Raw genomic sequence first — 22,996 nt, 5'->3', positions numbered from 1 at the left:
CGACCGGTTCCGGGAGACCCTGGCCGCGCTGGGCCCGACCGCGCGCCGACGTGACCCGGCCGAACCGGTCACCGACGGCGCGACGCTGACCGGCGCGCAGGCCCTCGACATCTTCGACGCACAGGTCACCAGCCGGCAGCTGGATCTGGCCGGTCGCTGGCTGCGCAGCTTCGGCGAGGGCTTCTACACCATCGGCTCGGCCGGCCACGAGGCAAACGCCCTGGTCGCCGCCGTGCTGCAGCCGACCGATCCGGCCCTGCTGCACTACCGCTCCGGCGCGTTCTACTGCGTCCGCGCGGCCCAGGGCGCGGCCGGCCCGGCCGCTGAGGCGGCCGTGGCGCATCCGGCCGATTCGGCCGCCCACTCGCCGTCCGATCTGGGGCGCGAGGCGGCCGCGGACGCCTCCGACGTGGGAGTGGGACTCTTCGACGCTGCCGGCGAGTCGTCCGACGAGCAGCCCGACGCGGGCGCCGCCGCGCCCGAGGACTCGGCGCGGGCCGCCCACGGGGCGGACGAGGCCCCGACCGGGGCCGACGGTGGGCGGGAGGCCGCCGAGGGCCCTCAGGACGCCGTGGGCGCTGCGGCGCGGCCGGAGCGCCCCTGGGCGTACGCGGAGGCGGCCGGGGACGTGCTGCGCGGTGTCGTCGCCTCGGCCCGGGAACCGATCGCCGGCGGCCGGCACAAGGTCTTCGGCCACCCCGACCTCGCGGTCGTGCCGACCACCTCCACCATCGCCTCGCACCTGCCCCGGGCCGTCGGCATGGGGCTCGCCGTCGAGCGGCTGCGCCGGCGGGAGACCCGACGGGCCGGCGGGGTGGACGCCGGCGACGAGGCGAGCGAGAGCCCGACCTGGCCGTCCGACTCGATCGTCGTCTGCTCGTTCGGCGACGCCTCGATCAACCATGCCAGCGCCACCGCCGCGTTCAACACGGCGGGCTGGTACGACCACACCGGCCTGCGCATCCCGGTGCTCTTCGTCTGCGAGGACAACGGCCTCGGCATCAGCGTTCGGACGCCGCAGGGCTGGGTGGAGGCGGCCCTGCGGTCCAAGCCGGGCATCCGCTACTTCGCCGCCGACGGCAGCGACCCGGTGCGGGCGTACACGGCGGCGGAAGAGGCGGCCGCCTGGGTGCGCCGGCACCGGCGCCCGGCGGTCCTGCACCTGCGTACGGTCCGGCTGATGGGGCACGCGGGCGCGGACGCCGAGACGGCGTACCGCAGCCCGGCGGAGCTCGCCGGGGACCTCGACCGGGATCCGGTGGCGGCCACGGCACGGCTGCTGGTCGAGGCGGGGGTGGCCGGTGGCGAGGAGCTGCTGGCCCGGTACGACGAGATCGGCTGGCTGGTCCGCCGCGTCGCCGAGGAGGTGATCGGCGAGCCGAAGCTGACGGGCGCGGCCGACGTGGTCGCGCCGCTGGCCCCCCGGCGGCCGGCGCGGCTGGCCAGGGCGGTGGCCGAGGCCGCCGCGCGGGCCGCGGGCCCGGGCGCGGCGGCCCGCGACGCGACGTTCGGCGGCCGGCTGCCGGAGCTGGCCGGGCCGTTGACGCTGGCGCAGAGCATCAACGCGGCGCTCAGCGACGGAATGCTCGACCACGAGGAGATGGCGGTCTTCGGCGAGGACGTGGCCGCGAAGGGCGGCGTGTACGGGGTGACGAAGGGGCTGCGCGACCGCTTCGGGCCGGCCCGGGTCTTCGACACCCTGCTCGACGAGACGTCGGTGCTCGGGCTCGGGTTGGGCGCCGGGCTGGCCGGAATGCTGCCGGTGCCCGAGATCCAGTACCTGGCGTACCTGCACAACGCCGAGGATCAGCTGCGCGGCGAGGCGGCCACCATGCAGTTCTTCTCCCAGGGGGCGTACCGCAATCCGATGGTGGTGCGGGTGGCCGGCCTGGCGTACCAGGAGGGCTTCGGCGGGCACTTCCACAACGACAACTCGGTGGCCGTACTCCGGGACGTTCCCGGTCTGGTGATCGCGGTGCCGGCGCGGCCGGACGACGCCGCGCCCATGCTGCGTACCTGCCTGGCCAGCGCGGCGGTGGACGGCAGCGTCTGCGTCTTCCTGGAGCCGATCGCGCTCTACCACACCCGGGACCTCTACACCGAGGGCGACGGCGAGTGGCTCGCCGGCTACGCGGAGCCGGGCGCCTGGGCGAGCGGGCACGTGCCGATCGGGCGGGCCCGGGTGTACGGAGTGGGGTCCGCCGAGGATCTGACGATCATCACGTTCGGTAACGGCGTTCGCCTGTCGCTGCGGGCGGCGGCGGCGCTCGCCGACGAGGGGGTCGGCACCCGGGTGGTGGACCTGCGCTGGCTCGCCCCGCTGCCGGTGGCGGACATCATGCGGGAGGCCTCGGCGACCGGGCGGGTGCTGGTGGTGGACGAGACGCGCCGCTCCGGAGGGGTCGGCGAGGGCGTGCTCGCCGCACTGGTCGATGCCGGATATGTCGGTGCGGCGCGGCGAGTAGCCGGAGTTGACTCGTTTGTACCATTAGGTCCGGCCGCGCGTCAGGTTCTGGTCTCTGAAGAAGCCATTACCCAGGGTGCCCGCACTCTCCTGGCACGGTAAATTCCGTTCCACCCGGTGCGCCACTTGCGCGGGGAGGCACAACTGTGTGGACTTTGCCTGACGGCGCCGAACCGGCGTCGCGCAGGGACGAGATGAGGAGGCACGCGACAGTGAGCGCGACCGCTGGTCAGGCCGCCGACGGGGTACGCAGCCTGGCGGACCGGTTCGGAATCGAGCCGGGGATGGTCGTCATGGAGATGGGGTACGACGACGACGTCGACCACGACCTCCGTGAGGCCCTGACTGACCGCTCTGGAGATCTCGTCGACGAGGACACCGACGAGGTGGTCGACGCGGTGCTCGTCTGGTACCGCGACGGCGACGGTGATCTCTTCGAACTGCTCGTCGACGCCCTCGGCCCGCTGGCCGACAACGGGGTCGTGTGGCTGCTCACGCCGAAGGCGGGGCGCGACGGACACGTCGAGCCGAGCGAGATCGCCGAGTCCGCCCCCACCGCCGGCCTCCAGCAGACCTCGACGGTCAACGCCGGCCGGGACTGGAGCGCCGCGCGTCTCGTCCTGCGCCGGGGGGCCAAGAGCAAGAAGTAGCCCACCAGCCGCCCGTCGCCTCCCCGGGGACGACGAACGGCCACCCGGTCGCCCGGCGGAACCGCCGCCGGGTGTGGCTCGTGCCGTCCCGACGCGAGGAGTTCACGCATGCCGACAGCCGTCGGCGCCGAGGCGCCGGACTTCGTGCTGAAGGACCAGAACAACCAGGAGGTACGGCTCTCCGACTTCCGCGGTCGGCGCACGGTGCTGCTGGTCTTCTACCCGCTCGCCTTCACCGGCATCTGCCAGGGCGAGCTGGCGGAGATCCGCGACAACCTCGACGAGTACGCCAACGACGACGTCCAGGTGCTCACCGTCAGCGTCGACTCGGTCTACAGCCACAAGGTGTGGGCGGACCGCGAGGGCTACCACTTCCCGATGCTCGCCGACTTCTGGCCGCACGGCGCGGTCGCCCAGGCGTACGGAGTCTTCAACGAGGTCACCGGCGTCGCCAACCGGGGCACCTTCGTGATCGACGGAACCGGGGTCGTCCGGTACGCCGAGATGACGATGCCGGGGGAGTCGCGCGACCAGCAGAACTGGCGCAAGGCGCTGGCCGAGGTCGCCGGCTGAGCGATCCGGCCACGCCGTGCGACCGGGCCGGCGGCGAGCAGGTAAGCTTGCCAGCCACCGGCCCGCCGTACGGGCGTTCCGGGCGCGTAGCTCAGTGGGAGAGCACTCGCCTTACAAGCGAGGGGTCGCAGGTTCGAAACCTGCCGCGCCCACCCCTTGACGACCAGGCAGAACCCGCCCGAACCCAGGGTTGTTGCCTCTTCGCTCAGACAGTCCCTCGCGAGGCGGCGTCAGGCGCCTGCCCAGGCTGAGGTCATCGACGTAGGCGCCGTCGATCAGAAACTCGTCGACGTATCGGCCTTCGACGGCGTAACCGTGCTGTTCGTAGAGCCGTATGGCACCGGTGTTGGTCGCCAGGACGCGTAGTCCGACTTTCCTCGCGCCCTGTGAGGCGGCGAGGCGTTCGGCGGCGGTGAGCAGGGCTGAGGCGATGCTCATGCGGCGGGCTTGCTCGGCTACCAGCAGGTTCCACAGCCCGTAGACGTGCGCGCCTTCCGGGAATGGGGTCGTTCGGTGGGTGCTCACGGTGCCGACGATCTGGCCGCCGAGAGTGGCGACGAGGTGGGTTTCGGGCTTGCGTCGTTCGTCGAAGTAGGCCGTTCGCTCGTCGGTCCGGGTGGAGGGGAGTCCGGACCCGGTGGTCCAGGCCGCGCGGTCGAGGGCGAGGAGACCGGCGTCGTCCTCCGTTGTGGCCGGCCGCACCAGGGGCAGCCAGTCGACGGTGAGCGTGTCCCTGGTCGCGAATCGCAGCAGGTGGCGGGTGATGGTGTCCTCCACCGCCGCGATCGCGTCCGCCGTGCCGGCTTTGACGATCATGTCGAAGTGGGCGGTCGAGGCCACGAGCAGGCAGCTGCCGAGGCTGAACGTGATGGACCCGCGATCCTCGTCGAGTTCGGTGGGCACCTTGCGCCCCATGTGTGAGACCAGTTGCTTGATGTAGCGGTGGGGGCGGTCGGTGACGACGCGTGCGGTCGAGTAGAGCATCTGATGCCTTTCCGGCAGTCGTGACTTCGGAGCTGGCGGGTGGTGCCGATCAGGCAGAGACGGCCGCGTCGGCCACCCGGGCGGGGCGGCTGTTCTCTGCCGAGCGCTGACGGTCGGAAGAATCACGTAGCGCCGCCTCGACCCGGCGGTTGCTGGTCATGGTCGCCGTGACGGCGGTCATGGCGAGGAGGAGGCCGGCGGCGGCGTAGAGCGGGGTGCGCACGTCGTAGGTGGTGGCCAGCCAGCCGCCGAGGAAGGCGCCGAACGGGGCGGCGCACATGGCGAGCATCCGGGAGGTGGAGGCGACCCGACCCATCAGGTGGGCCGGGACAATCGCCTGCCGCAGGGAGGGTGCGAGCACCATCGTGGCGCCCATGCCCGCTCCGCAGACGGCGAGCGCGAGCCCGGCCACGTACGGATTCGGGGCGGCGGCAAGCCCCAGGATGGCAAAGCCCTCAACTGCGGCCGTGCAGGTCAGTGCGGTGCCGGTACCGAGTCGCCGGCCGAGGAAGGTGGCGATGCCCGCCCCGAGCAGACCGCCGGTGGCCTCCGCCGTGAGGAGCAGGCCGAAGCCGTAGGTGTCGATGCCGAGGCGGTCGTGCGCGAAGAGGGCGAGGACGGTCTCCACGGCGAGGAAGGCGACGTTCCCGACCGCCGGGCGCAGCGCGAGCCCGAGCAGCAACCGGTCCCGGAAGACGTACGAGGCACCGGCGCGGGCCTGCCGAAGCAGCGACTCTCGGACCTCCGGCACGGGCCGGGGCATGGCGGGCAGCGACCGTACGAGCAGGGCGGAGAGCGCGAACGACAGCGCGTCGGCGAGCAGCGGAACCGCCCGCCCGAGCGCGAGCAGCGCACTGCCCGCAGGCGGCCCCGCGAAGCCGGACATCGCGGTCTGGGCGCCGCGCAGGCGGGAGTTGGCGCGCTCCAGGAGTGCGGGATCGCGGCGGAGCAGATCCGGCAGATACGCGGTGGCGGCCGTGTCGAAGAAGAGCCCGCCGAGGCCGAGCAGGAAGGCGACGGCCGCGAGCAGCGGAACGCTCAGCACGTCGAGCGCGGCGGCGGTCGCCGGTATCGCGAGCAGCGCCGCACGCGCGGTGTCCGCGATCCACATCGTGCGTCGGCGGTCCCAGCGGTCCACCAGCGCGCCGCCGAGCACGCCGAAGAGCAGCCAGGGCAGCGTCCCGGCGGCCGCGACGACGGCGAGCGCCATCGGATCCCGCGTCACCGTCAACGCGAGCAGCGGCAGGGCAGCGTGCATCACCCCGTCGCCGAGCGAGGACACCGTCTGTGCGGTCCACAGCCGCCCGAACCCGGTTGGCAGCTTCCTCGCGTCTGAGGTCATTTGGCCTCCCCTTCGGCCTGCTGGCCCCGCGCCGGGTGGAAGAGTGCGAAGACGAGTGAGGCGTCCGGCAGCGACGGATCCGACAGCTCCCGGTACTCGTCCGCCAGTGCCTGCAGCCGCGCTCCCAGCTCGGCGAACTGCTCCTCGGTGAGCCGCAGATGCGCCATCCGTACGTGCCGCCCCTCCACCGGCGACGCCTCCAGGTCCGCCACCGCATGGCGCATCAGCACATCCGGCCCGCCCTCCCCCGGATCCGGCAGCACGATCGACCGCGCGGCCATCGCGTAGTACCGCTCGGTGACACCGCGCACCTTCCGCGTCCGTACCACCTTCACCAGGCCGGCCCGCTCCAGCAGCCGCACGTGATAGCTGGAACTCCCCTTCGCGAGGCCCACCCGCTCGGCGATCTGGGTGATCGTTGCGGGCTCGAAGCGGAGCACGGCCATGATCCGGTGACGGGTGAGGTTGGAGACGGCACGTAGCTGCTCGTGCGTGGTGACGTGAAACGTCTCGGGAAGCTCATCGGCAGGCATGCGAGCAATGGTCAACGTTTCTTGACCATTGCGCAAGGGGGTTCCCCGCGGTCTTTTCGGGTTGAACCAGGTGGAAAGGCTGATTCCGGGTGGGAGTCACGCCATAAAAGAGGGATGCCAAAACGGCAGACACCGCCGCATAACGTCTCCTGCAGTGAACAGGGTCACACAGCCGCGGCTGTGCGGGACGGGGACTGGGATGGAGCCCAGACTCCCTACGGCCCCTCCTTCGTCCGCTCCGGGTGCATCTCTCCCGGTGCCACGGGGCGGCCGGGGATGTTGATGCAGAGCTGTCCCGGCTCGGCGCCGCAGACCGGGCAGGGGCGGTACGACTCGACGGGCCCCGGATCGAGCTCCCTCGCCTGGGCCGACCGGGCGATCTCCTCGGCCGCCCGGTGCAGCTCGAGGTCCCGGTGCCGCACGGCAGCCTCGTGGATGCGGCGAAGTGCGCGTCGGGCCCGCTCCGATGGGTCGGTCATCCGAACGGCCTTCCCGCTCTGCCGACCGGCACACGCCCAGTCCCTCTTCCGTGGAAGCGCACGACGCCACCCCGGGCGTTCACGGTCCGTGCACCGCCGGCGCCTAGCATGATCGTGTGGACAAGGTGCAGGTTCGGCGGCTCACGGTGACCGCGCCGCCCCTCCCCGACGAGGGCGGGCGGCTCCAGTCGCCGGCGGGCGAGTTCGCCCGGATCGTCAACGGCGGGACCTACCGGTACCTCGCCTATCTGGAGTTCCTGCCCGAGACCGGGAGGCCACGCGGGAACCACTACCACGAGCGCAAGATCGAGATCCTCTACGTGATCAGCGGGCGGCTCCGGGCCGTATACGAGGACCTGGAGTCCGGCGAGCGCGGCCAGGCGACCCTGGAGGCCGGCGACCTCGTCACCGTCCTGCCCCGCTGCGCCCACGTCTACTACGCCGACGGGCCCGCCCAGGCCGTCGAGTTGGCCGCCGAGCCGTACGACCCGGACGACGTCCACCCGTACGAGGTCGGCGAGGCCGCCTGACCGGGCCCGATCCCGGCGCCGAAGGCCGTCAGTCGTCGCGCAGCGCGTCGTCGACGCCCGGATCACGCGGGCCGAGGCGGTCCGGGTCCCGGCCGGAGAGCAGGTCCAGCGCCGCCTTCACGCACGCGCCGTACTCGCGGGTGGAGCTGACGCGCCAGCGCCCGGCGTGCTGCCCTCTGGCGGTCTCGTCGCCCACGCCGTTGGCGTCGATGCCGAGGCGCCGGCACAACGCCACGGCTCGGGGCAGATGGAACGACTGGGTCACCACCGTGGCGCGCTCCACCCCGAAGATCCGCTTCGCTCGCGCGCACGAGTCGTACGTGTCGAAACCGGCCCGGTCCAGCACCACCTTCCGGGCCGGCACGCCCCGGTCGACGAGCCAGCGCCGCATCGCGCCGGGCTCGTTGTAGTCGGCGTTCATGTTGTCGCCGGAGACCAGCACCGCCCGTACCTTCCCCGCCTCGAAGAGCCGCCGGGCGAGATCCAGCCGGGCGGCGAGGAACGGTGACGGGCTGCCGTTCGCGTCCACCTTGGTGCCCAGCACCAGGGCGACCGGCGCGTCCGGCACCCCGGACTCGTCGTAGAGGTGACCCTCCGCGCCGCCGCGGATCCACGCCACGCTCGCCGCCGTTGCGCCGCCCACCAGCACCGCGCCGACGACCAGCACGGCGAGCGCCCAGCGGACGAGCAGCCGACGTTTCCCGTACCACCGTCCGGCCGCGCCGATCCGCCCCCGCATGCCGCGGAATTATTCCTGTCGCGCCGCACCGCCGACGGGCGGGTCGGCCGTGATCAACCGATAATGGCCGGGTGACCGTGGAGTTCCCCGAACCCACCGTGCCGGCCGCCGGACGTGCCGAGGTGTTCCTGCGCTACCTCGACTACTTCCGGGAGAGCGTGGTGGCGAAGCTCTCCGCGCTGCCGGAGGCGGAGGTGCGCCGCAGCACGCTGCCCTCCGGTTGGACGCCGCTGGAACTGGCGAAGCATCTGCGCTACGTGGAGCTGCGCTGGATCGAATGGGGTTTCCAGGGGCGCGACGTCGGCGACCCGTGGGGCGACCGGCGTGCGGACCGGTGGTACGTCGCGCCGGAGGAGAGCCGCGAGCAGTTGCTGGCCGCGCTGCGTGCCCAGGGCGCGCACACCCGCGCGGTCGTGACGGGCACCGGACTCGACGTACGCGGAGCGCCGAGCGAACGTTGGGCGGGCGCCGAGCCACCACCGTTGGAGCGGGTGCTCTTCCACCTCCTGCAGGAGTACGCCCGCCATCTCGGGCACCTGGACATCGTGACGGAGTTGGCGGGCGGCCCGGTCGGCGAGTAGTCGGCGACGCCCGGACGTGCCGACTCGTCCACCCGGGGCCGGATAACCACTGGCACCGCCCGCGCCCGGGCGGGAAGCTGTCGGGTGATGTTGCACGAGAACGAGATCCGGGTCGACGAGGACGTCGTCCGGTCACTGCTGAAGGAGCAGCGGCCGGAGTGGGCCGACCTGCCCGTCGTGTTCGCCGGGGCGGGAACCGACAACACCATGTACCGGCTCGGTGACGAGCTGCTCGTACGGCTGCCGCGTACCCCGGAGAAGGCGAACGCGCTGCGCAAGGAGCGGACCTGGCTTCCCCGGCTGGCGCCGCACCTTCCCTGCCGGGTCCCGGAGCCGGTCCACGCCGGCGAGCCGGCCGCCGCCTTTCCGGTCGCCTGGGCCGTGTACCGCTGGATCGACGGCGAGGTCCTCGGGCCGGGGCGCGTCACCGACTGGGCGACCTTCGGTCGGGACCTGGCGGCGGCCGTCCGGAGCCTGCACGCCACCGACCTGATGGGCGCGACCCGCGAGGGTGATCTCAGCTGGTACCGCGGCGGCGCGCTGGAGCCGTGCGACGGCTGGGTCACCCGGAGCTTCGCGGACTGCCGGGGCATCAGCGGCCTCGACCTCGACGTCGCGGCGCTGGAACGAATGTGGCGGGACGCGCTGCGCCTGCCCGAGCCGACCGGCCGGCCGGAGTGGTTGCACGGGGACCTGCGGCCCGCCAACCTCCTGGCGCACGAGGGCCGGCTCCACGCGATCATCGACTTCGGCGGTCTCTCGGTCGGCCACCCCGATGCCGAGCACGCCACCGTGTGGGACCTCCCCGCCGGGGCGAGAGCGGCCTACTGGGAGAGCACCCGCCTCGACGAGGTGACCTGGCTGCGTGCCCGGGCCTGGGCCGTCGCCGTGGCGGTCAGCGGCGTCTCCTACTACTGGGACAGCTACCCGGCGTTCGTACGCGAGTGCCGGGCCCGGCTGACCGGGATCCTCGACGACGCGCGGGATCGCTGACCGGCCCGCGATCAGCCGACGACGGGACTGCGGCGCTCGATGAGCGTCACGTCGCGCCAGACGCCGTGCTGGCGGCCGATGCGTCGGCGGATGCCGACGGTGCGGAAGCCGCAGGCCGCGTGGAGCGCGAGGCTGGCGGTGTTCTCCGGAAAGACCCCGGACTGGATGGTCCAGATCCCGGCCCGCTCGGTGGAGGCGATCAGCGCTTCCAGCAGGGCACGGCCGACGCCTCGACCGTGGGCGTCGGGGTGTACGTAGACGGAGTGCTCGACGACGCCGGCGTAGACGCACCGCTCGGAGACGGGCGAGCAGGCCACCCAGCCGAGGACCCGGCCGGTCGGGTCGACGGCGACCCACCGGTGCCCGGGTAGCCGGGTGGCGGTGAAGTGGTCCCAGGCGGGTGGCTCGGTCTCGAAGGTGGCGTCGCCGGTGGCGATGCCGAGCCGGTAGATGGCGAGCACGGCGTCGGCGTGCCGGTCGTCCATCGCGGCGATGGCGATCCCGGTGGTGCTGGTGCTCATCGTGCCTCCTCCCACCGGGCGAGGGTACGTCGCCCAGGGCGTGTGTCGAAGTCCCTGGCCGGCCTGCGGCGGGCCCAGACGACGACCGGCGGCGTCGGCGCTTCGTCCGGATACAACACCGGTATCCGAACGAATCCCCGCCTTGCCGGACCGCCGCCTGGACTCCGCCTCGGCTCGACCGAGGACTTCGACACGCGCCCTAGCGGCGGGTCCGGCGTCGGCGGACCAGCCCCGCGACGCCGGCCCGTGGTGGACGGCGGGACGGGACGGTGGAGGTCTGCGCCGGCACGGGAACGGAGGGTGGTGCCGCCCCCTGCGGGCGCAGCCGGCCCAGCACCCCGCCGAGCAGCCGCTCGACGCCCCCAGTCAGACGGGTGACCACGATCGTCGAGAGCACGGTCGTGGCGGCGCCGACGAGCCAGGCGGCCGGCCCCCAGGAGAAGAAGTCGTCGAGGTTTCGACCGAGCGGGTTGCGCAGCCAGGGGGCCCGTACGGTGACCAGCACCGTTTCGCTCTCGGCGTCCAGCGCTACGGTGGCGACCTCCTGGCGGCGCGGCGCGTCCGCGAGCCCCTGCGGTGCCGGCGCGATCACCCCGAGCGCGCCCTTCGGCGCGCTGATCGTGGTGAGCGACCCCTCGCCGGGCATCAGCCGCACCCCGTCGGGCCGGCGGCCGAGCGTGATCGGCAGGTCGACCTCGGAGAACGCGGGGGACGCCGCGCGGAACGGGAGATCCCGGCCGCGCCGGTAGACGGAGACTCCGTCGACCGTCCGGTCGAGTCGCCAGCCGAACTCGGCGACCCAGGTGGCGTCGACGCCCAGCTCCTTGCCGCTGATCTCCTCGTCGAGCCGGAGCGTGTCGCCGTCCAGCACGGCCTCGGCGCGGTACGCCACGGTCTCGATCTTCACGGGCGCCGCGCCCAGACCGGGCCCCTCGTCCGAGGTGGTGCCGAGGCGCACCGCGACCGCCGCGATCGCGCCGGTCAGGCCGACGAGCAGGACGGTCACCGTCAGCGCCACCCGGCGACGCCGGAGGATCCCGACGAGCACCGGCAGCAGTACGCCGACGCCGACCGTGACGATCAGGAGCGGCTGACGCCAGAGAATGCCGGCGCTCACCGCGGCGAGGACCGCGACGAGCCCGCCCAGCACCCACCAGGTCGCCCGCACGGGCCTGCCGGCGCCCCGTCCCAGCCGTGCCTCGCTCGTCATGAACCTGCCTTCCCAGGGACAGCCGCGGAACCTCGCGCTGACACGCTAGGGCCGCGCATCGGCGGCCACAAGGCCGCCCGGTGATGAACCGTCCACTCAGGATGGGAGGCGACTTTCCGCCGGGTGCGGGTCGCGCCGCTTCGCCAGCGCGACGGTCAGGCCGGCGTCCACGACGGTCAGGACGGACATCGCGGCGACCCCGGCGCGGGCACCGGCCCGGCGGCCGGATCTCCTGGCTTCGGCCGCGTACGCGGCGACCAGCACGGCGTTCAGCGCCGCCCGCGAGGCCATCCACGGCCAGCGCGGTCCGGCGCGGAGGAGCCCGCCGGCGATGACCAGGTCGGCCAGGCCGATCGCCCGCACCGGAACGGCACCGACGTCCAGGCCGAGTGCCCGGGCGCTGGGCAGCGGCGCGACGGTCAGCGCCACACCGAACCCGAGGGTCACCGCGCCGACCACTCGCGTCAGCTTCCCGGCGACCGAGCCCACCCGTCGATGATGACAGGTCGGCCGCCTCGCCGGTGACCGGCCGGGCGAGCGGTTCGGTGCACCCGGCCCCGCCTCCGGCCACCCTCTCGTTCCCGCACCACGCCTCCGTCCGACCGGGGCACACGACCCGCGAGGGCGGCCCGGGAGGCCGGGCGCGACAGTTCGTTCCCGCCGCGCCCGGCCCCCCGATCAACTGGTGAAGCCGCCGTCCACGTTGACCACCGCGCCGGTCACGTACCCGGCCTCGGGCGCGGCCAGGTGGGCGACGGTGGCCGCGATGTCGGCGGGCCGGGCGTAGCGGCCCAGCGCGGTGAAGCCGGCGATCGTCGCGGCGTTCGGGCCGTCGGCCGGGTTGCTGTCGGTGTCGGTCGGCCCCGGGTTGACCAGGTTCACCGTGATCCCGCGCGATCCCAGCTCCCGGGCCAGGCCCCGGGTCAGTCCGGCCAGGGCGGTCTTGCTCATCGAGTAGAGCGCGAGCCCGGGGAAGACCGCTCGTTCGCCCACGTTGCTGCCGATGCTGATGATCCGTCCGCCCTCGCCGAGGTGCCGGGCCGCGGCCCGGGCGGCCACGTACGAACCGCGGACGTTCACGGCGATGGTCTGCTCCACCTCGTCGGCGCCCAGTTCGTCGACCGCGCCGACCAGGAAGACCGCCGCGTTGTTCACCAGGATGTCCAACCTGCCCAGCACGATCGCCGTCCGGTCGACCGCGCCCTCGATCGCCGCCGGGTCGGCGCTGTCGGCCTGGACGGCCAGCGCCCGCCGGCCCAGTGACTGGATCTCCTTCACCACCGTCGCGGCCTGCTCCGCGCTCTGCCGGTAGGTCAGCGCCACGTCCGCGCCGTCCTGGGCGAGGCGCAGCGCGATCCCCGCCCCGATGCCTCGCGCGCCGCCGGTGACCAGGGCGACCTTGCCCTCCAACGTTTTCGTCATGCATCGATCCTCGGCTCGGCGCGGGCCCCGGTCTGGCGGCGATCGGACGGCGCGTTCCCCGCCCACCACCAGGTCCGATCCCCGCCATCGGCCTACCCGCGCCGGCACGACGATCGCCCGCGACGTCGCGGACGCCGGTCGGTGACCGGGCCGCTCCGGATCGGCCGAGGGGGTCAGGGCAGTCGGGCGGCGGGGGCGGGGCGGGAGAGCCGGGCGGCGGCGAGGCCCAGCAGCAGTACGAGCGTGGCGAAGGCCAGCGCGTTGACGACGACCGTCGGGTAGCCGAGGCGGGGCACGTCGACGAACGGGTAGAGGTAGCGCTCCTGCGCCTGGTCGGAGCCGGCCCCGCGGACCAGGATCGCCGTGAGCCAGGCGAGCGGGTAGGCGAGCAGCGTCACCGGGTACCTCCGGGGTGGCGCGGGCCGGGGCCGGTGGCTGAGCCAATCGGCGGCCGCCAGCGGTGGCGCCACCACGTGCAGCAGCAGGTTGCCCGCGTCCGAGACGGCGCCTCGGGCGTCGGCGGTCGCCATCATGCTGTAGCCGCTCCACGGGTTGGCGAGCACCAGCACGAAGACCAGACCGGTGACGACGAGGTAGACGGTGAGCGCGGTCCGCAGCCGGTCGGCCCGCCCGAGCCGCAGCACCGCGAGGTAGGCGAGGTCCACCTGGATGGTGAAGTACCAGAGCAGCTCCAGCGGCTCGTCGCGGGCCGCCACGAGGGCGAGCGCCAGCCCGACCAGGAGCACCACGATGGTGCTCACCCGCAGGACCCGGCCGGCCGTCATCCGGCTGGGCGGCGCGTAGGGGAGTGGCGGAGCGTCGTGTAGAGCCGGGTCAGCTCGGCCAGGTAGCGGGCCCCGCTCCACGCCGTGACCGCCGCGCGGCCCTCGGCGGTCACCCGTTCGCGGAGGGCCTCGTCGGTGAGCAGCCGGCGGAGCAACGCCCCGAACTCGGCGGGTGTGCCGGCGGCGCACGGCCGGCGGGTGCCGGTGCCCGGCCGGGCGGCGAGCTCCGCGTCCACCATGGCCACCGGGAGCCCGTGCGCCTCGGCCTCGCCGAGCACCAGCCCCTGGGTGTCGGTCGTGGACGTGAAGGCGAGTACGTCGGCCGCCCGGTAGTACCCGCCGACCCGCGTCCGGGGCACCGGGTCGAGCAGGTGCGCCGCGTCGTCGACGGCGAGCCGGCGGGCCGCCCGGCGCACCGCGACCCGGTTGCGGCGTACGCCGAGCAGCACCAGCCGGGCCGCGGGCAGCGCGCGGCGTACCTGGGCGAACGCGGCGAGCAGCAGCTCGGGATCCTTCTCCGGCGACGCCCGCCCCACCGCGAGCAGCACCGGGGCGTCGGGCGGGATGCCGAGTTCGGCCCGGATCCGTCGCCGGTCGTCGTCGTCGGGAGTCGGGGCGGGGACCGGTGTCGGCAGCACCACGATCGGGGTCCGGCCGGCCATCGGCGCCATCGCCTCGGCGGTCTTGGCGGAGGGGGCGAGCAGCAGGCTCATCTGTGCGAGCAGGCACCGGCCGAGTTCGGTCAGGCGCGCGTCCCGCCCCGGGCCGGGCCGGGCCAGCTCCCGCAGCGCCCGGGCGCGCCAGGGCAGGCCGAGGCGCAGCCCCGCGTACGCGGCCCCGAGTGGCACCTCCGGGTAGTGCGGGGCGTACGCGATCAGGTCGGTGTGCCAGGTGAAGACGACGGGCAGGGATCGGGCGGCCGCGTAGCGAAGCCCGGCGATGCCGACCGGGCCGGTGGTGTGCACGTGCAGCAGCTCCACCGGCGCGTCGGGGAGCCGGGGCAGCGCCAGCCGGTACGGCCGGGTCGGCACCGGCAGCGAGGGCAGCTCGCCCGGGCGGCGGCGCGACAGCGGCCCGGGCGAGTAGAGGGCGACCTGGTGCCCGGCGGCCCGCAGCAGCGCCACCGTGGCGCCCACCGAGGTGGCCACACCCTCGACGTTGGCGAGGTGGCTGTCGCTGACGTGCGCGATTCTCACCTCGCCATCATCGTCAGCCGTCGCTACCCCGGCCGTCCTCCGACCGGGTGTAGCGCAGGATCACCACTCCACTGTCGAACGGTCGCGTCTCGGCGAGCGTGAAGCGGCGTGGATCGAAGGCCCGGCTGACGAGCGGGATGCCGCTGCCGACCACGACCGGGTTGAGCTTGAGGATCAGCTCGTCGATCTCGGGCAGGAGCTGGCCGGCGAGCTGCCCGCCGCCGGCCAGCCAGATGTCCTTGCCGTCGCGCGTCTTGAGCGCGCGTACGAAGGCGACCGGGTCGTCGGCGACGATCTCCACTTCCGGCTCGGCGGCGGGCGGCAGCGAGCGGGAGAAGACGTACTGCTGGAGGTGGGCGTAGGGGCTGGTGATGCCCGCCGCGAGCCCCGGGTCGTAGGTGCCCCGGCCCATCACCACGGCGTCGAACCGGCCCTCGGGGTGGTCGATGCCGAACTGCGCGTGGGCGAAGGTCGGCAGCGTCTGGGGGTAGTCGGCCAGCATGTGGTCGAGCACGTCGGGCTCGGGCACGAGGGGGAAGAAGTCGTACGACCCGTCGGGTGCGGCGATGAAGCCGTCGAGGGTGGCGGCGACGTAGTACACGAGCTTGCGCAAGCGGGAACTCCCTGCAATCACTACGGTTGTCGTGGATCAAAGTACAACAGGTGTCGTGGTTTTGCTAGGGTCTTCTCCGTGGCACGGAACATCGAACGACGGGCGGCCCTGGCGGACGCGGGCCTGCGGGTGCTGGCCGCCACCGGTGCGCGGGGGTTGACGCACCGCGCGGTGGACGCCGAGGCAGGGGTGCCCGTCGGCACCGCCTCCAACTACTTCCGCTCCCGCGACGCCCTGCTCGGCGCGCTCGGCGAGCGGATCATGGAGCGGTTCACCCCGGACGACGAGGTGCTCGCCGCGCTCGCCGCCCGGGAGCCGTCGCTGGAGCTCTTCACCGACTACGTCCGCTACGTCGTCGAGCGCACCACCCGACAGCCGGAGCTGACCCGGGCGCTCTTCGAGCTGCGGCTGGAGGCGGTCCGCCGTCCGGACCTGGCCCGGATCCTCGGCGACACGCTGCGCCGCGGCTACCGCGACGACGTGGCCTTCCACGTGGCCGCCGGGCTGCCGGGTGGCGCGTTCGAGGTGGCTCTGCTGCACTACGCGATGGACGGGCTGCTGCTCGACCTGCTGACCACCTCCGTCGACGCCGGCTTCGACGCCGACGAGGTGGTCTCCGCGTTCGTCGCCCGCCTGGTCGCCGGGGTCGCCCCGTCGCTCGGCCGGGCCCACCCAGGAAGGACTCCCACCGCATGACGCTGACCCTCGCCCCGATGACCGACGAGGAGCTCGCGCCACGGCTCGGGGCGCTGCACCGGTCGTACGCCGAGGAGCTGACCCGGCACCGCGCGGTGCCGGCGGCCGAGGCGCTGGACCGGGCGGTCGTGCAGACCGGGAGCCTGCTGCCCGCCGGTGCGGCGACCGAGAAGGTGCTGCTGCGCGTCGCCCGGGTCGGCGACGTGCAGGTCGGCTGGATCTGGGTGACCCTGCCCGGCGCGGCCGGGGCGTCCGACGCGCTGGCCGGGTCGGGGCGAGCCTGGATCCACAACATCGAGGTGGATCCAGAGCAGCGGGGACGCGGGTACGCACGGCGGATGATCCAGCTCATCGAGGCCGAACTCGCCGCACTCGGGGTTACCGAGCTGGGGTTGAACGTCTTCGGGACGAACTCGGTCGCCATCGGCCTCTACGAGAGCCTCGGCTTCCACGTCACCGCCCAGCAGATGGCGAAGCGGCTCGACCCGGGCGCGGCGTAGCCGTTCCGGGCTGAGCTGGGGCACAGGAGTGTTCACCGGCCCAACGGGAAAGCCGCGCCGACGCACCCGGGGAGGAGCGACGGATGAGGCATGGCGCCGGACTGACCATCGGTGTGCTCGGCTCGTACGGCGGTCGGAACCTCGGTGACGAGGCGATCCTCACCGGCCTTCTGGCCGATTTGCGCGAGCAGGAGCCGAATGCCCGGATCATCGTCTTCTCCCGGAACCCGGAACACACCCGGGTGGCCCATCCGGATGTCGAGGCGGTGCCCTGGGAAGGGGTCAGCCGCACCGACTCGGCGTTGGTGCTGGCCCAGCTCGACCTGCTGATCCTCGGCGGCGGCGGCATCCTCTACGACAAGGAGGCCCGTCGCTACCTGCGGGTGGTCCGGGTCGCCCAGGAGCGCGGCCTGCCACTGATCACGTACGCGGTGGGGGTCGGGCCGTTGAGCGACGGAGTGGACACCGGCATGGTCCGGGAGACCCTGGCCGGCGCGACCCAGGTGACCGTCCGTGACCAGGAGTCCCGGATGGTGCTGGAGGAGGCCGGGCTGGTCAACCCGATCACGGTCACCGCCGACCCGGCGTTCCTGCTCGAACCCGAGGACTTCCCCGCCGAGCTGCTGCGGGAGGAGGGGGTGCCGGCCGGCCGACGGCTGGTGGGGATGAGCGTACGGGAGCCGGGGCGGGCCGCCGAACGGCTGGACGTGGACGGCTACCACCGCCTGCTGGCCCAGATCGGTGACTTCCTGGTGCACCGGATCGACGCGTACGTCCTCTTCGTCCCCATGGAGCGCGACGACATCCGGCACTCACACGGGGTGCTCTCGCACATGATCGCCGCCGAGCGGGGCCGGATCCTGCACGGCAAGTACTCGCCTCAGCAGGTGCTCGGCCTGATGCGCCACTTCGACCTGGCCGTCGGTATGCGGCTGCACTTCCTGATCTTCGCGGCGATGGTGGGTACGCCGTTCCTCCCGCTGCCGTACGCCGGAAAGGTCTTCGACCTGGCCCAGCGACTCGGCGTGCCGGCGCTGCGCGGCGTGGAGCGGGAGGTGGAGGGTCCGCTGCTCGCCGAGGTCGACCGGCTCTGGGACGAGCGGGAGCGACGCGCGGAGGCCACCGCCCGCCGGGTCGCGCAGGTCTGCGACGAGGCCAGGGGCACCTCGCAGGTCACCCGGGCCGTGCTCGACAGCCTGCGGGCCCACACCCTCACCCGCGCCTGAGCGGAGAGCTCAGGCGGCCGGGCCCCGCCAGCAGTAGCGCCAGTCGCGGGCCTCGTCGCCGGTGGACTCCAGCTCGTAGATCTCCGCGGCGGCGAGCCCGCCCGGGCCGAGGTGGTGATGGGTCAGCGGCGGACGGCCGTTGCTGTCCAGCTCGACGGTCACGCGCTGCCCGCCGGCCGGGCCGTCCACGAGGGGAATCTCTACCGTTGCGGCCATGGGCCCATCCTGCCCTCCCGGACCGGGCCGCGCAGCGGATAGCGGGCGGCGGGTGGGCGGTTGCCCTAGGGTGCGGAGATGACGGAGATCTCGATCGATCCCACACTCGGTCCGGTGCTCGCCCGCACGGGCGACGAGCGGGCGGTGCTCGAATCGTTCCTCGACTTCCACCGCAGCGTGGTCCTGCGCAAGGTGCGCGGTCTCTCCGACGCCGACGCGGCGCGCCGGCTGGTGCCGTCCGCGACGACCCTCGCCGGCCTGCTCAGACACCTCGCGCTGGTCGAACGCAACTGGTTCCCGTGCCTGCTCGCGCCGGGGCCTGGGGACGTCTACCTGACCAGCGAGGAGGACGCCGTGACCAGCTTCGTCCTCGCCCCCGATGACACGGTGGAGCACCTCGCCGCCGGCTACGAGCAGGCGTGCGCCCGCTCCCGGGAGGTCGCCGCCCGCTTCGACCTCGACCACGTGGTGCCGCACCCCCAGCTCGGCGAGGTCTCGCTGCGCTGGATCCTCGTCCACATGATCGAGGAGACCGCCCGCCACGCCGGGCAGGCGGACATCCTCCGGGAACTCACCGACGGGCGTACCGGCACGTTGTGACCCCGTGCGCCGCTCCCCGAGGGCGCCGAGCGCGGCGGCCCCGGCCCGGTGGCGACGCCGCGCCGACCCGGGCCGCCTATCCTGGGCCCGGGCGTCGACGAGGGGGAGCACGTGCTGGTCATCCACGGGTTGTGGCTGCCCGGCGCGCCCGGCGAGCCGGTGCTCGCCGTCTGGGGCGAGGAGAGCGCGCTGCCGGCCGAGGCGCCGCGGCGCCCGGGCCGGCCGCCCCGGGAACGCCCCCACCCGTTCGCCGCCGACCATCCGGCGCTCGCCGCCGCGCTCGCCGAGGTCGCCGAGCCGACCGGGCTCGGCTCGGCGCTGCTCACCCTGCCGGCCCGGGGCGGCGTACCCCTCGAATCGCCGGAGCTGGTCCGGCCCGCCGTCGGGGACCCGCCGCGCGGGCGGGTCACCCTCACCGGCTGGCGGGTCCCCGTCCTGCGGTACGCCACGGACGCCGCGCTGCCCCTGCTGCGCGCCCTGGACGAGCTGCCGGTGGCGCCCGGGGCGACCCTGCGCCACCTCGCCGAGCTGGCCCACTTCGCCGTCGACCTGGTGGCCCGCGGCCGGGTCCTGCCCGGCGTGGCCGACGGGCACCCGGCGCGGGCGGTGTGGCGACCGCTGCTCACCGGCGTCGACGCCGGCTGGGCACGCTCCCTCGCGCTCGCCCTGCCCCCGGCCGCCCGCGCCGCCGAACCCGACCGTGCCCCCGGTGACCTGGTCGCCGACGCCCTGGACGCGCTCGCCGACGCCGCCGCCCGCGCCGTGCTCGCGGAGACCGCGCTGGCGCGCGGGATGCGGCCCGGCGGCCCACTGCCCGCCTGGCTGGCCGCGCTCGCCGGCCCGCAGCGGGAGTTCACCGCCGACCCGGCCGCGCTGGCCGCCCTCCGGACCGAGCTTCACGCGTGGCAGCGGGACGCGGCGGGCGGCCGGGTGCGGGCCAGCTTCCGGCTGGTCGAGCCGCCCCCCGAGGAGATCACCGAGCCGGTGCTGGTGACCGTCCCCGGTGCGGAGGCCGCCGACCTGGTCGGCCCCGGCGCCGTCGCCGAGGGCCGGTGGCGGCTGGAGTTCGGGCTCCAGGCCGCGGACGAGCCGAGCCTGCACGTCGACGCCGGGCAGGTCTGGCGGGATCCGGCGGCGGTGACCGCCCTCGCCGGCCGGACCGGCAACACGCAGGAGACCCTCCTGGCCGAGCTGGGCCGGGCCAGCCGGCTCTGGCCCGAGCTGGACGAGGCGCTGCGGACGGCCGCGCCGGAGCTGCTGGAGCTGGACGTCGAGGGCGCGCACCGGTTCCTGCGGGAGGGCGCCCCGGTGCTGCACGCCGCCGGGTTCGGCGTGCTGCTGCCCGCCTGGTGGCGGCGCCCCTCGGCCCGGCTCGGCGCCCGCCTGCGTGCCCGTGGCCGCGCCGCCCCGGGCACGGTCGCCACCAGCGGCGGCGGCGTCGGGCTGGACGCCCTGGTCGACTACCGGTGGGAGGTGGCCCTCGGCGACCAGCCGCTCACCGCCGAGGAGCTGGCGTCGCTGGCGTCGCTGAAGACCCCGCTGGTCCGGCTGCGGGGCCGCTGGGTCGAGCTGGATCCGAAACGGCTCGCCGCCGGGCTGCGCCTGCTCCGCTCCTCCGGCGAACTGACCATCGCGGACCTGCTGCGCCTCGGCCTCACCGCAGGCGACGATGAGGCGGCGTTGCCGGTGCTGGAGGTGACCGCCGACGGGGCGCTGGGCGACCTGCTCGCCGGCTCCGTGGAGCGGCGGCTCACCCCGCTGGACCCGCCCGCGTCGTTCCGCGGCGTGCTGCGCCCGTACCAGCGCCGTGGGCTGGCCTGGCTGGCCTTCCTCCAGTCGCTCGGCCTGGGCGGCGTGCTCGCCGACGACATGGGGTTGGGCAAGACGGTGCAGCTGCTCGCGCTGCTCGCCGGGGACCCGCCGTCGGCGGGGCCGACCCTGCTCGTCTGCCCGATGTCGCTGGTCGGCAACTGGCAGCGGGAGGCCGCCCGGTTCGCGCCGGAGCTGCGCGTACACGTGCATCACGGTGCCGAGCGGGCGCGAGGGGCGGAGTTCACCGAGGCCGTGCAGCGCGCGGACCTCGTGCTGACCACGTACTCGGTGGCGGCCCGCGACGCGGTGGCGCTCGCCGGCATCGACTGGCACCGGGTGGTGGTGGACGAGGCGCAGGCCATCAAGAACGCGGCCACCCGGCAGGCCGAGGCGGTCCGCGCGCTGCCGGCCCGGCAACGGGTGGCCGTCACCGGTACGCCGGTGGAGAACCGCCTCGCCGACCTCTGGTCGATCATGCAGTTCGTGAACCCCGGGCTGCTCGGGCCGGCGGCCACGTTCAAGAAGCGGTACGCCGAGCCGATCGAGCGCCACGGCGACGCCGAGGCCGCCGAGCGGCTGCGCCGGATCACCGGCCCGTTCGTGCTGCGCCGGCTCAAGACCGACTCGTCGATCATCTCCGACCTGCCGGAGAAGTTGGAGATGGAGGTGGTCTGCAACCTGACGGCCGAGCAGGCCTCGCTCTACCGGGCGGTGGTCGACGACATGCTCGCCAAGATCGAGTCCACTGAGGGCATCGAGCGACGCGGCCTGGTGCTGGCCACCATGACCCGGCTCAAGCAGATCTGCAACCACCCCGCCCAGCTGCTGCGCGACGGCTCGCCGCTGGACGGCCGCTCCGGCAAGCTGGCCCGGCTGGAGGAGATCCTCGACGAGGTGCTCGCGGCGGGGGAGAAGGCGCTGCTCTTCACCCAGTACGCCGAGTTCGGTGGCATGCTGCGCGGCCACCTCTCCGCCCGCTTCGGCCGGGAGGTGCTCTTCCTGCACGGCGGCGTCGGCAAGGCGGACCGGGACGCCATGGTCACCCGGTTCCAGTCCCCGGACGGCCCGCCGATCTTCGTGCTGTCGCTGAAGGCGGGCGGCACCGGCCTCACCCTGACCGCGGCGAACCACGTCGTGCACGTCGACCGCTGGTGGAATCCGGCGGTCGAGGACCAGGCCACCGACCGGGCGTTCCGGATCGGCCAACGGCGTCGGGTGCAGGTACGCAAGTTCGTCTGCGCCGGCACGGTCGAGGAGAAGGTCGCCGCCCTGATCGCCGACAAGCGCAACCTCGCGGCCCGGGTGGTCGGCACCGGCGAGCAGTGGGTCACCGAGCTGTCGACGACGCAGCTGCGTGAGTTGTTCGCGCTGGAGGCCGGGGCGGTGGTGGAGTGAGCGAGAGCAGTTCACGCTTCGCCGACTACGGCCGCCCCCGGCGGGTGGAGGGTGGTCTGCGGGCGCGCAGCACCCGGGGCGCGATCGGCCAGTCCTGGTGGTCGCGCCGGTTCCTGGAGGTGTTGGAGTCCTTCGCCCTCGGCACCCGGCTCACCCGCGGCCGGTCGTACGCGCGGGCCGGTCAGGTCGTCCGCCTGGAGATCGCCCCCGGGGTGGTGCGCGCCGCGGTGCAGGGCTCCCGACCCCGCCCGTACGACGTCCACATCGGACTTGCGGCGTTCCCGGCCGAGCTCTGGGACCGGGTGGAGGGGGAGCTGGCCGCCCAGGCGTTCTTCAGCGCCCGGCTGCTCGCCGGCGACCTGCCGTCCGAGCTGGAGGAGCTCTTCACCACGGTGGGCGCGCCGCTCTTCCCGGCCGGGATCGACGAGTTGGAGCAGCGCTGCAACTGCCCGGACTTCGCGGTGCCGTGCAAGCACCTGGCGGCCACCTTCTACCTGCTCGCCGAGGCCTTCGACGCGGACCCGTTCGAGCTGCTGCACTGGCGTGGCCGGGGCCGCACCGAGCTGCTCGACCGGCTCCGGGCGCTGCGGGCGTCCACCACCGGCGCGCCGGCGCCGATCCCGTCCGTGGCGAACGACGCGCCCGACGCGGTCGACGTGGAGCCTGTGGACGCCCCGCCGGCCGGGGCCGCGCGGGCGCTGGCCACCCTGCCGCTGTCGCCGCTGGCCGAGGCGGTCGACCGGTTCTGGTCGCCGCCGGTGCCGCTCCCCGACCGGCCGCCGACCCTCGCCACCGGACCGGACCTGCTGCTGCGGCAGCTGGGTCCGCCGGCGCCCGCCATCGGCGGACCGGGCCTGCTGGAGCGTCTCCGACGGGCCTATCGCGCCTTCGGCGGCTGACCGGGGTGGACGTTGTCGGAGGTGGGTGACTTGCGTC

General features: G+C 74.1%; 25 protein-coding genes and 1 tRNA gene. 13 read left to right on the top strand and 13 right to left on the bottom strand.

The window, feature by feature from the left end:
- Positions 1-85 precede the first annotated feature (85 nt).
- From D7147_RS16485 to D7147_RS16470, 4 genes are all read left to right on the top strand, one after another.
- A complete protein-coding gene (locus D7147_RS16485) occupies positions 86-2,566 on the top strand; it encodes a thiamine pyrophosphate-dependent enzyme (RefSeq protein WP_407663363.1) in 2,481 nt (826 codons plus the stop codon).
- A 110-nt stretch (positions 2,567-2,676) separates the two neighbouring features.
- Positions 2,677-3,114 (top strand): DUF3052 domain-containing protein, encoded by a 438-nt coding sequence (locus D7147_RS16480; protein WP_120678531.1) that lies wholly within the window; start codon positions 2,677-2,679, stop codon positions 3,112-3,114.
- Positions 3,115-3,222: 108 nt separating this feature from the next.
- Complete coding sequence (locus D7147_RS16475) at positions 3,223-3,687, top strand: peroxiredoxin (protein WP_120678529.1); 465 nt, start codon at positions 3,223-3,225, stop codon at positions 3,685-3,687.
- Positions 3,688-3,767: 80 nt separating this feature from the next.
- A tRNA-Val gene (locus D7147_RS16470) sits at positions 3,768-3,839 on the top strand.
- On the opposite strand, the gene D7147_RS33700 is transcribed toward D7147_RS16470, so the two are convergent.
- The 4 genes from D7147_RS33700 to D7147_RS16450 form a co-directional block, all read right to left on the bottom strand.
- Positions 3,799-4,671: a GNAT family N-acetyltransferase gene (locus D7147_RS33700; RefSeq protein WP_120678934.1), complete on the bottom strand. Its 873-nt coding sequence runs from the start codon at positions 4,669-4,671 to the stop codon at positions 3,799-3,801. The genes D7147_RS16470 and D7147_RS33700 overlap by 41 nt on opposite strands.
- Positions 4,672-4,720: 49 nt before the next feature.
- On the bottom strand, positions 4,721-6,013 hold the full coding sequence (locus D7147_RS16460; protein ID WP_120678527.1) for an MFS transporter: 1,293 nt from the start codon (positions 6,011-6,013) through the stop codon (positions 4,721-4,723).
- Positions 6,010-6,546, bottom strand: a complete 537-nt coding sequence (locus D7147_RS16455; protein ID WP_120678525.1) for an ArsR/SmtB family transcription factor — start codon at positions 6,544-6,546, stop codon at positions 6,010-6,012. Before D7147_RS16455 ends, D7147_RS16460 begins: the two co-directional genes overlap by 4 nt.
- Positions 6,547-6,761: 215 nt before the next feature.
- Positions 6,762-7,025 (bottom strand): hypothetical protein, encoded by a 264-nt coding sequence (locus tag D7147_RS16450; RefSeq protein WP_147434604.1) that lies wholly within the window; start codon positions 7,023-7,025, stop codon positions 6,762-6,764.
- A 116-nt stretch (positions 7,026-7,141) separates the two neighbouring features.
- Between D7147_RS16450 and D7147_RS16445 the strand changes: the two genes are divergently transcribed.
- Entirely contained in the window at positions 7,142-7,555 is a 414-nt protein-coding gene (locus D7147_RS16445) for a cupin domain-containing protein (RefSeq protein ID WP_120678521.1), read from the top strand.
- 28 nt (positions 7,556-7,583) lie between these two features.
- Here D7147_RS16445 and D7147_RS16440 read toward each other — a convergent pair whose 3' ends face one another.
- Entirely contained in the window at positions 7,584-8,294 is a 711-nt protein-coding gene (locus D7147_RS16440) for a SanA/YdcF family protein (protein ID WP_120678519.1), read from the bottom strand.
- A gap of 71 nt (positions 8,295-8,365) precedes the next feature.
- On the opposite strand from D7147_RS16440, the gene D7147_RS16435 reads away from it, so the two are divergent.
- Both D7147_RS16435 and D7147_RS16430 read left to right on the top strand, forming a co-directional pair.
- Positions 8,366-8,875, top strand: coding sequence for a mycothiol transferase (locus D7147_RS16435; RefSeq protein ID WP_120678517.1), 510 nt, complete (start codon positions 8,366-8,368; stop codon positions 8,873-8,875).
- 87 nt (positions 8,876-8,962) lie between these two features.
- Positions 8,963-9,868, top strand: a complete 906-nt coding sequence (locus D7147_RS16430) for an aminoglycoside phosphotransferase family protein (RefSeq protein WP_199734189.1) — start codon at positions 8,963-8,965, stop codon at positions 9,866-9,868.
- 11 nt (positions 9,869-9,879) lie between these two features.
- Here D7147_RS16430 and D7147_RS16425 read toward each other — a convergent pair whose 3' ends face one another.
- From D7147_RS16425 to D7147_RS16395, 7 genes are all read right to left on the bottom strand, one after another.
- On the bottom strand, positions 9,880-10,389 hold the full coding sequence (locus D7147_RS16425; RefSeq protein ID WP_120678513.1) for a GNAT family N-acetyltransferase: 510 nt from the start codon (positions 10,387-10,389) through the stop codon (positions 9,880-9,882).
- Between the two features lie 199 nt (positions 10,390-10,588).
- A complete protein-coding gene (locus D7147_RS16420; RefSeq protein WP_147437404.1) occupies positions 10,589-11,599 on the bottom strand; it encodes a hypothetical protein in 1,011 nt (336 codons plus the stop codon).
- Between the two features lie 96 nt (positions 11,600-11,695).
- Positions 11,696-12,088: a hypothetical protein gene (locus D7147_RS16415; protein WP_120678509.1), complete on the bottom strand. Its 393-nt coding sequence runs from the start codon at positions 12,086-12,088 to the stop codon at positions 11,696-11,698.
- A 189-nt stretch (positions 12,089-12,277) separates the two neighbouring features.
- Positions 12,278-13,021, bottom strand: coding sequence for an SDR family oxidoreductase (locus D7147_RS16410; RefSeq protein WP_120678507.1), 744 nt, complete (start codon positions 13,019-13,021; stop codon positions 12,278-12,280).
- Between the two features lie 173 nt (positions 13,022-13,194).
- On the bottom strand, positions 13,195-13,782 hold the full coding sequence (locus D7147_RS16405; RefSeq protein ID WP_147437403.1) for a Pr6Pr family membrane protein: 588 nt from the start codon (positions 13,780-13,782) through the stop codon (positions 13,195-13,197).
- A 20-nt stretch (positions 13,783-13,802) separates the two neighbouring features.
- Entirely contained in the window at positions 13,803-15,002 is a 1,200-nt protein-coding gene (locus tag D7147_RS16400) for a glycosyltransferase (protein ID WP_120678503.1), read from the bottom strand.
- A gap of 13 nt (positions 15,003-15,015) precedes the next feature.
- Positions 15,016-15,615 (bottom strand): dihydrofolate reductase family protein, encoded by a 600-nt coding sequence (locus D7147_RS16395; protein ID WP_120678501.1) that lies wholly within the window; start codon positions 15,613-15,615, stop codon positions 15,016-15,018.
- Positions 15,616-15,693: 78 nt separating this feature from the next.
- Between D7147_RS16395 and D7147_RS16390 the strand changes: the two genes are divergently transcribed.
- From D7147_RS16390 to D7147_RS16380, 3 genes are all read left to right on the top strand, one after another.
- The gene (locus D7147_RS16390) at positions 15,694-16,311 is read left to right on the top strand and encodes a TetR/AcrR family transcriptional regulator (RefSeq protein ID WP_120678499.1); all 618 of its coding nucleotides are present in this window, start codon (positions 15,694-15,696) and stop codon (positions 16,309-16,311) included.
- Positions 16,308-16,811 (top strand): GNAT family N-acetyltransferase, encoded by a 504-nt coding sequence (locus D7147_RS16385; RefSeq protein ID WP_120678497.1) that lies wholly within the window; start codon positions 16,308-16,310, stop codon positions 16,809-16,811. The genes D7147_RS16390 and D7147_RS16385 overlap by 4 nt, the downstream gene beginning before the upstream one ends.
- Positions 16,812-16,894: 83 nt before the next feature.
- Positions 16,895-18,037, top strand: coding sequence for a polysaccharide pyruvyl transferase family protein (locus tag D7147_RS16380; protein WP_120678495.1), 1,143 nt, complete (start codon positions 16,895-16,897; stop codon positions 18,035-18,037).
- A 9-nt stretch (positions 18,038-18,046) separates the two neighbouring features.
- Here the strand turns inward: D7147_RS16380 and D7147_RS16375 are convergent, their stop codons facing one another.
- Positions 18,047-18,253 (bottom strand): hypothetical protein, encoded by a 207-nt coding sequence (locus D7147_RS16375; protein WP_120678492.1) that lies wholly within the window; start codon positions 18,251-18,253, stop codon positions 18,047-18,049.
- A gap of 78 nt (positions 18,254-18,331) precedes the next feature.
- On the opposite strand from D7147_RS16375, the gene D7147_RS16370 reads away from it, so the two are divergent.
- From D7147_RS16370 to D7147_RS16360, 3 genes are all read left to right on the top strand, one after another.
- Positions 18,332-18,853, top strand: coding sequence for a DinB family protein (locus tag D7147_RS16370; protein ID WP_120678490.1), 522 nt, complete (start codon positions 18,332-18,334; stop codon positions 18,851-18,853).
- 111 nt (positions 18,854-18,964) lie between these two features.
- On the top strand, positions 18,965-22,060 hold the full coding sequence (locus tag D7147_RS16365; protein WP_120678488.1) for a DEAD/DEAH box helicase: 3,096 nt from the start codon (positions 18,965-18,967) through the stop codon (positions 22,058-22,060).
- Positions 22,057-22,959, top strand: a complete 903-nt coding sequence (locus D7147_RS16360; protein WP_120678486.1) for an SWIM zinc finger family protein — start codon at positions 22,057-22,059, stop codon at positions 22,957-22,959. The genes D7147_RS16365 and D7147_RS16360 overlap by 4 nt, the downstream gene beginning before the upstream one ends.
- Positions 22,960-22,996: the final 37 nt, after the last annotated feature.

Origin of the sequence: Micromonospora musae, from assembly GCF_003626545.1 — a bacterium.
GTDB lineage: Bacteria > Actinomycetota > Actinomycetes > Mycobacteriales > Micromonosporaceae > Micromonospora > Micromonospora musae.
This window is presented reverse-complemented; position numbering and strand designations above follow the sequence as displayed.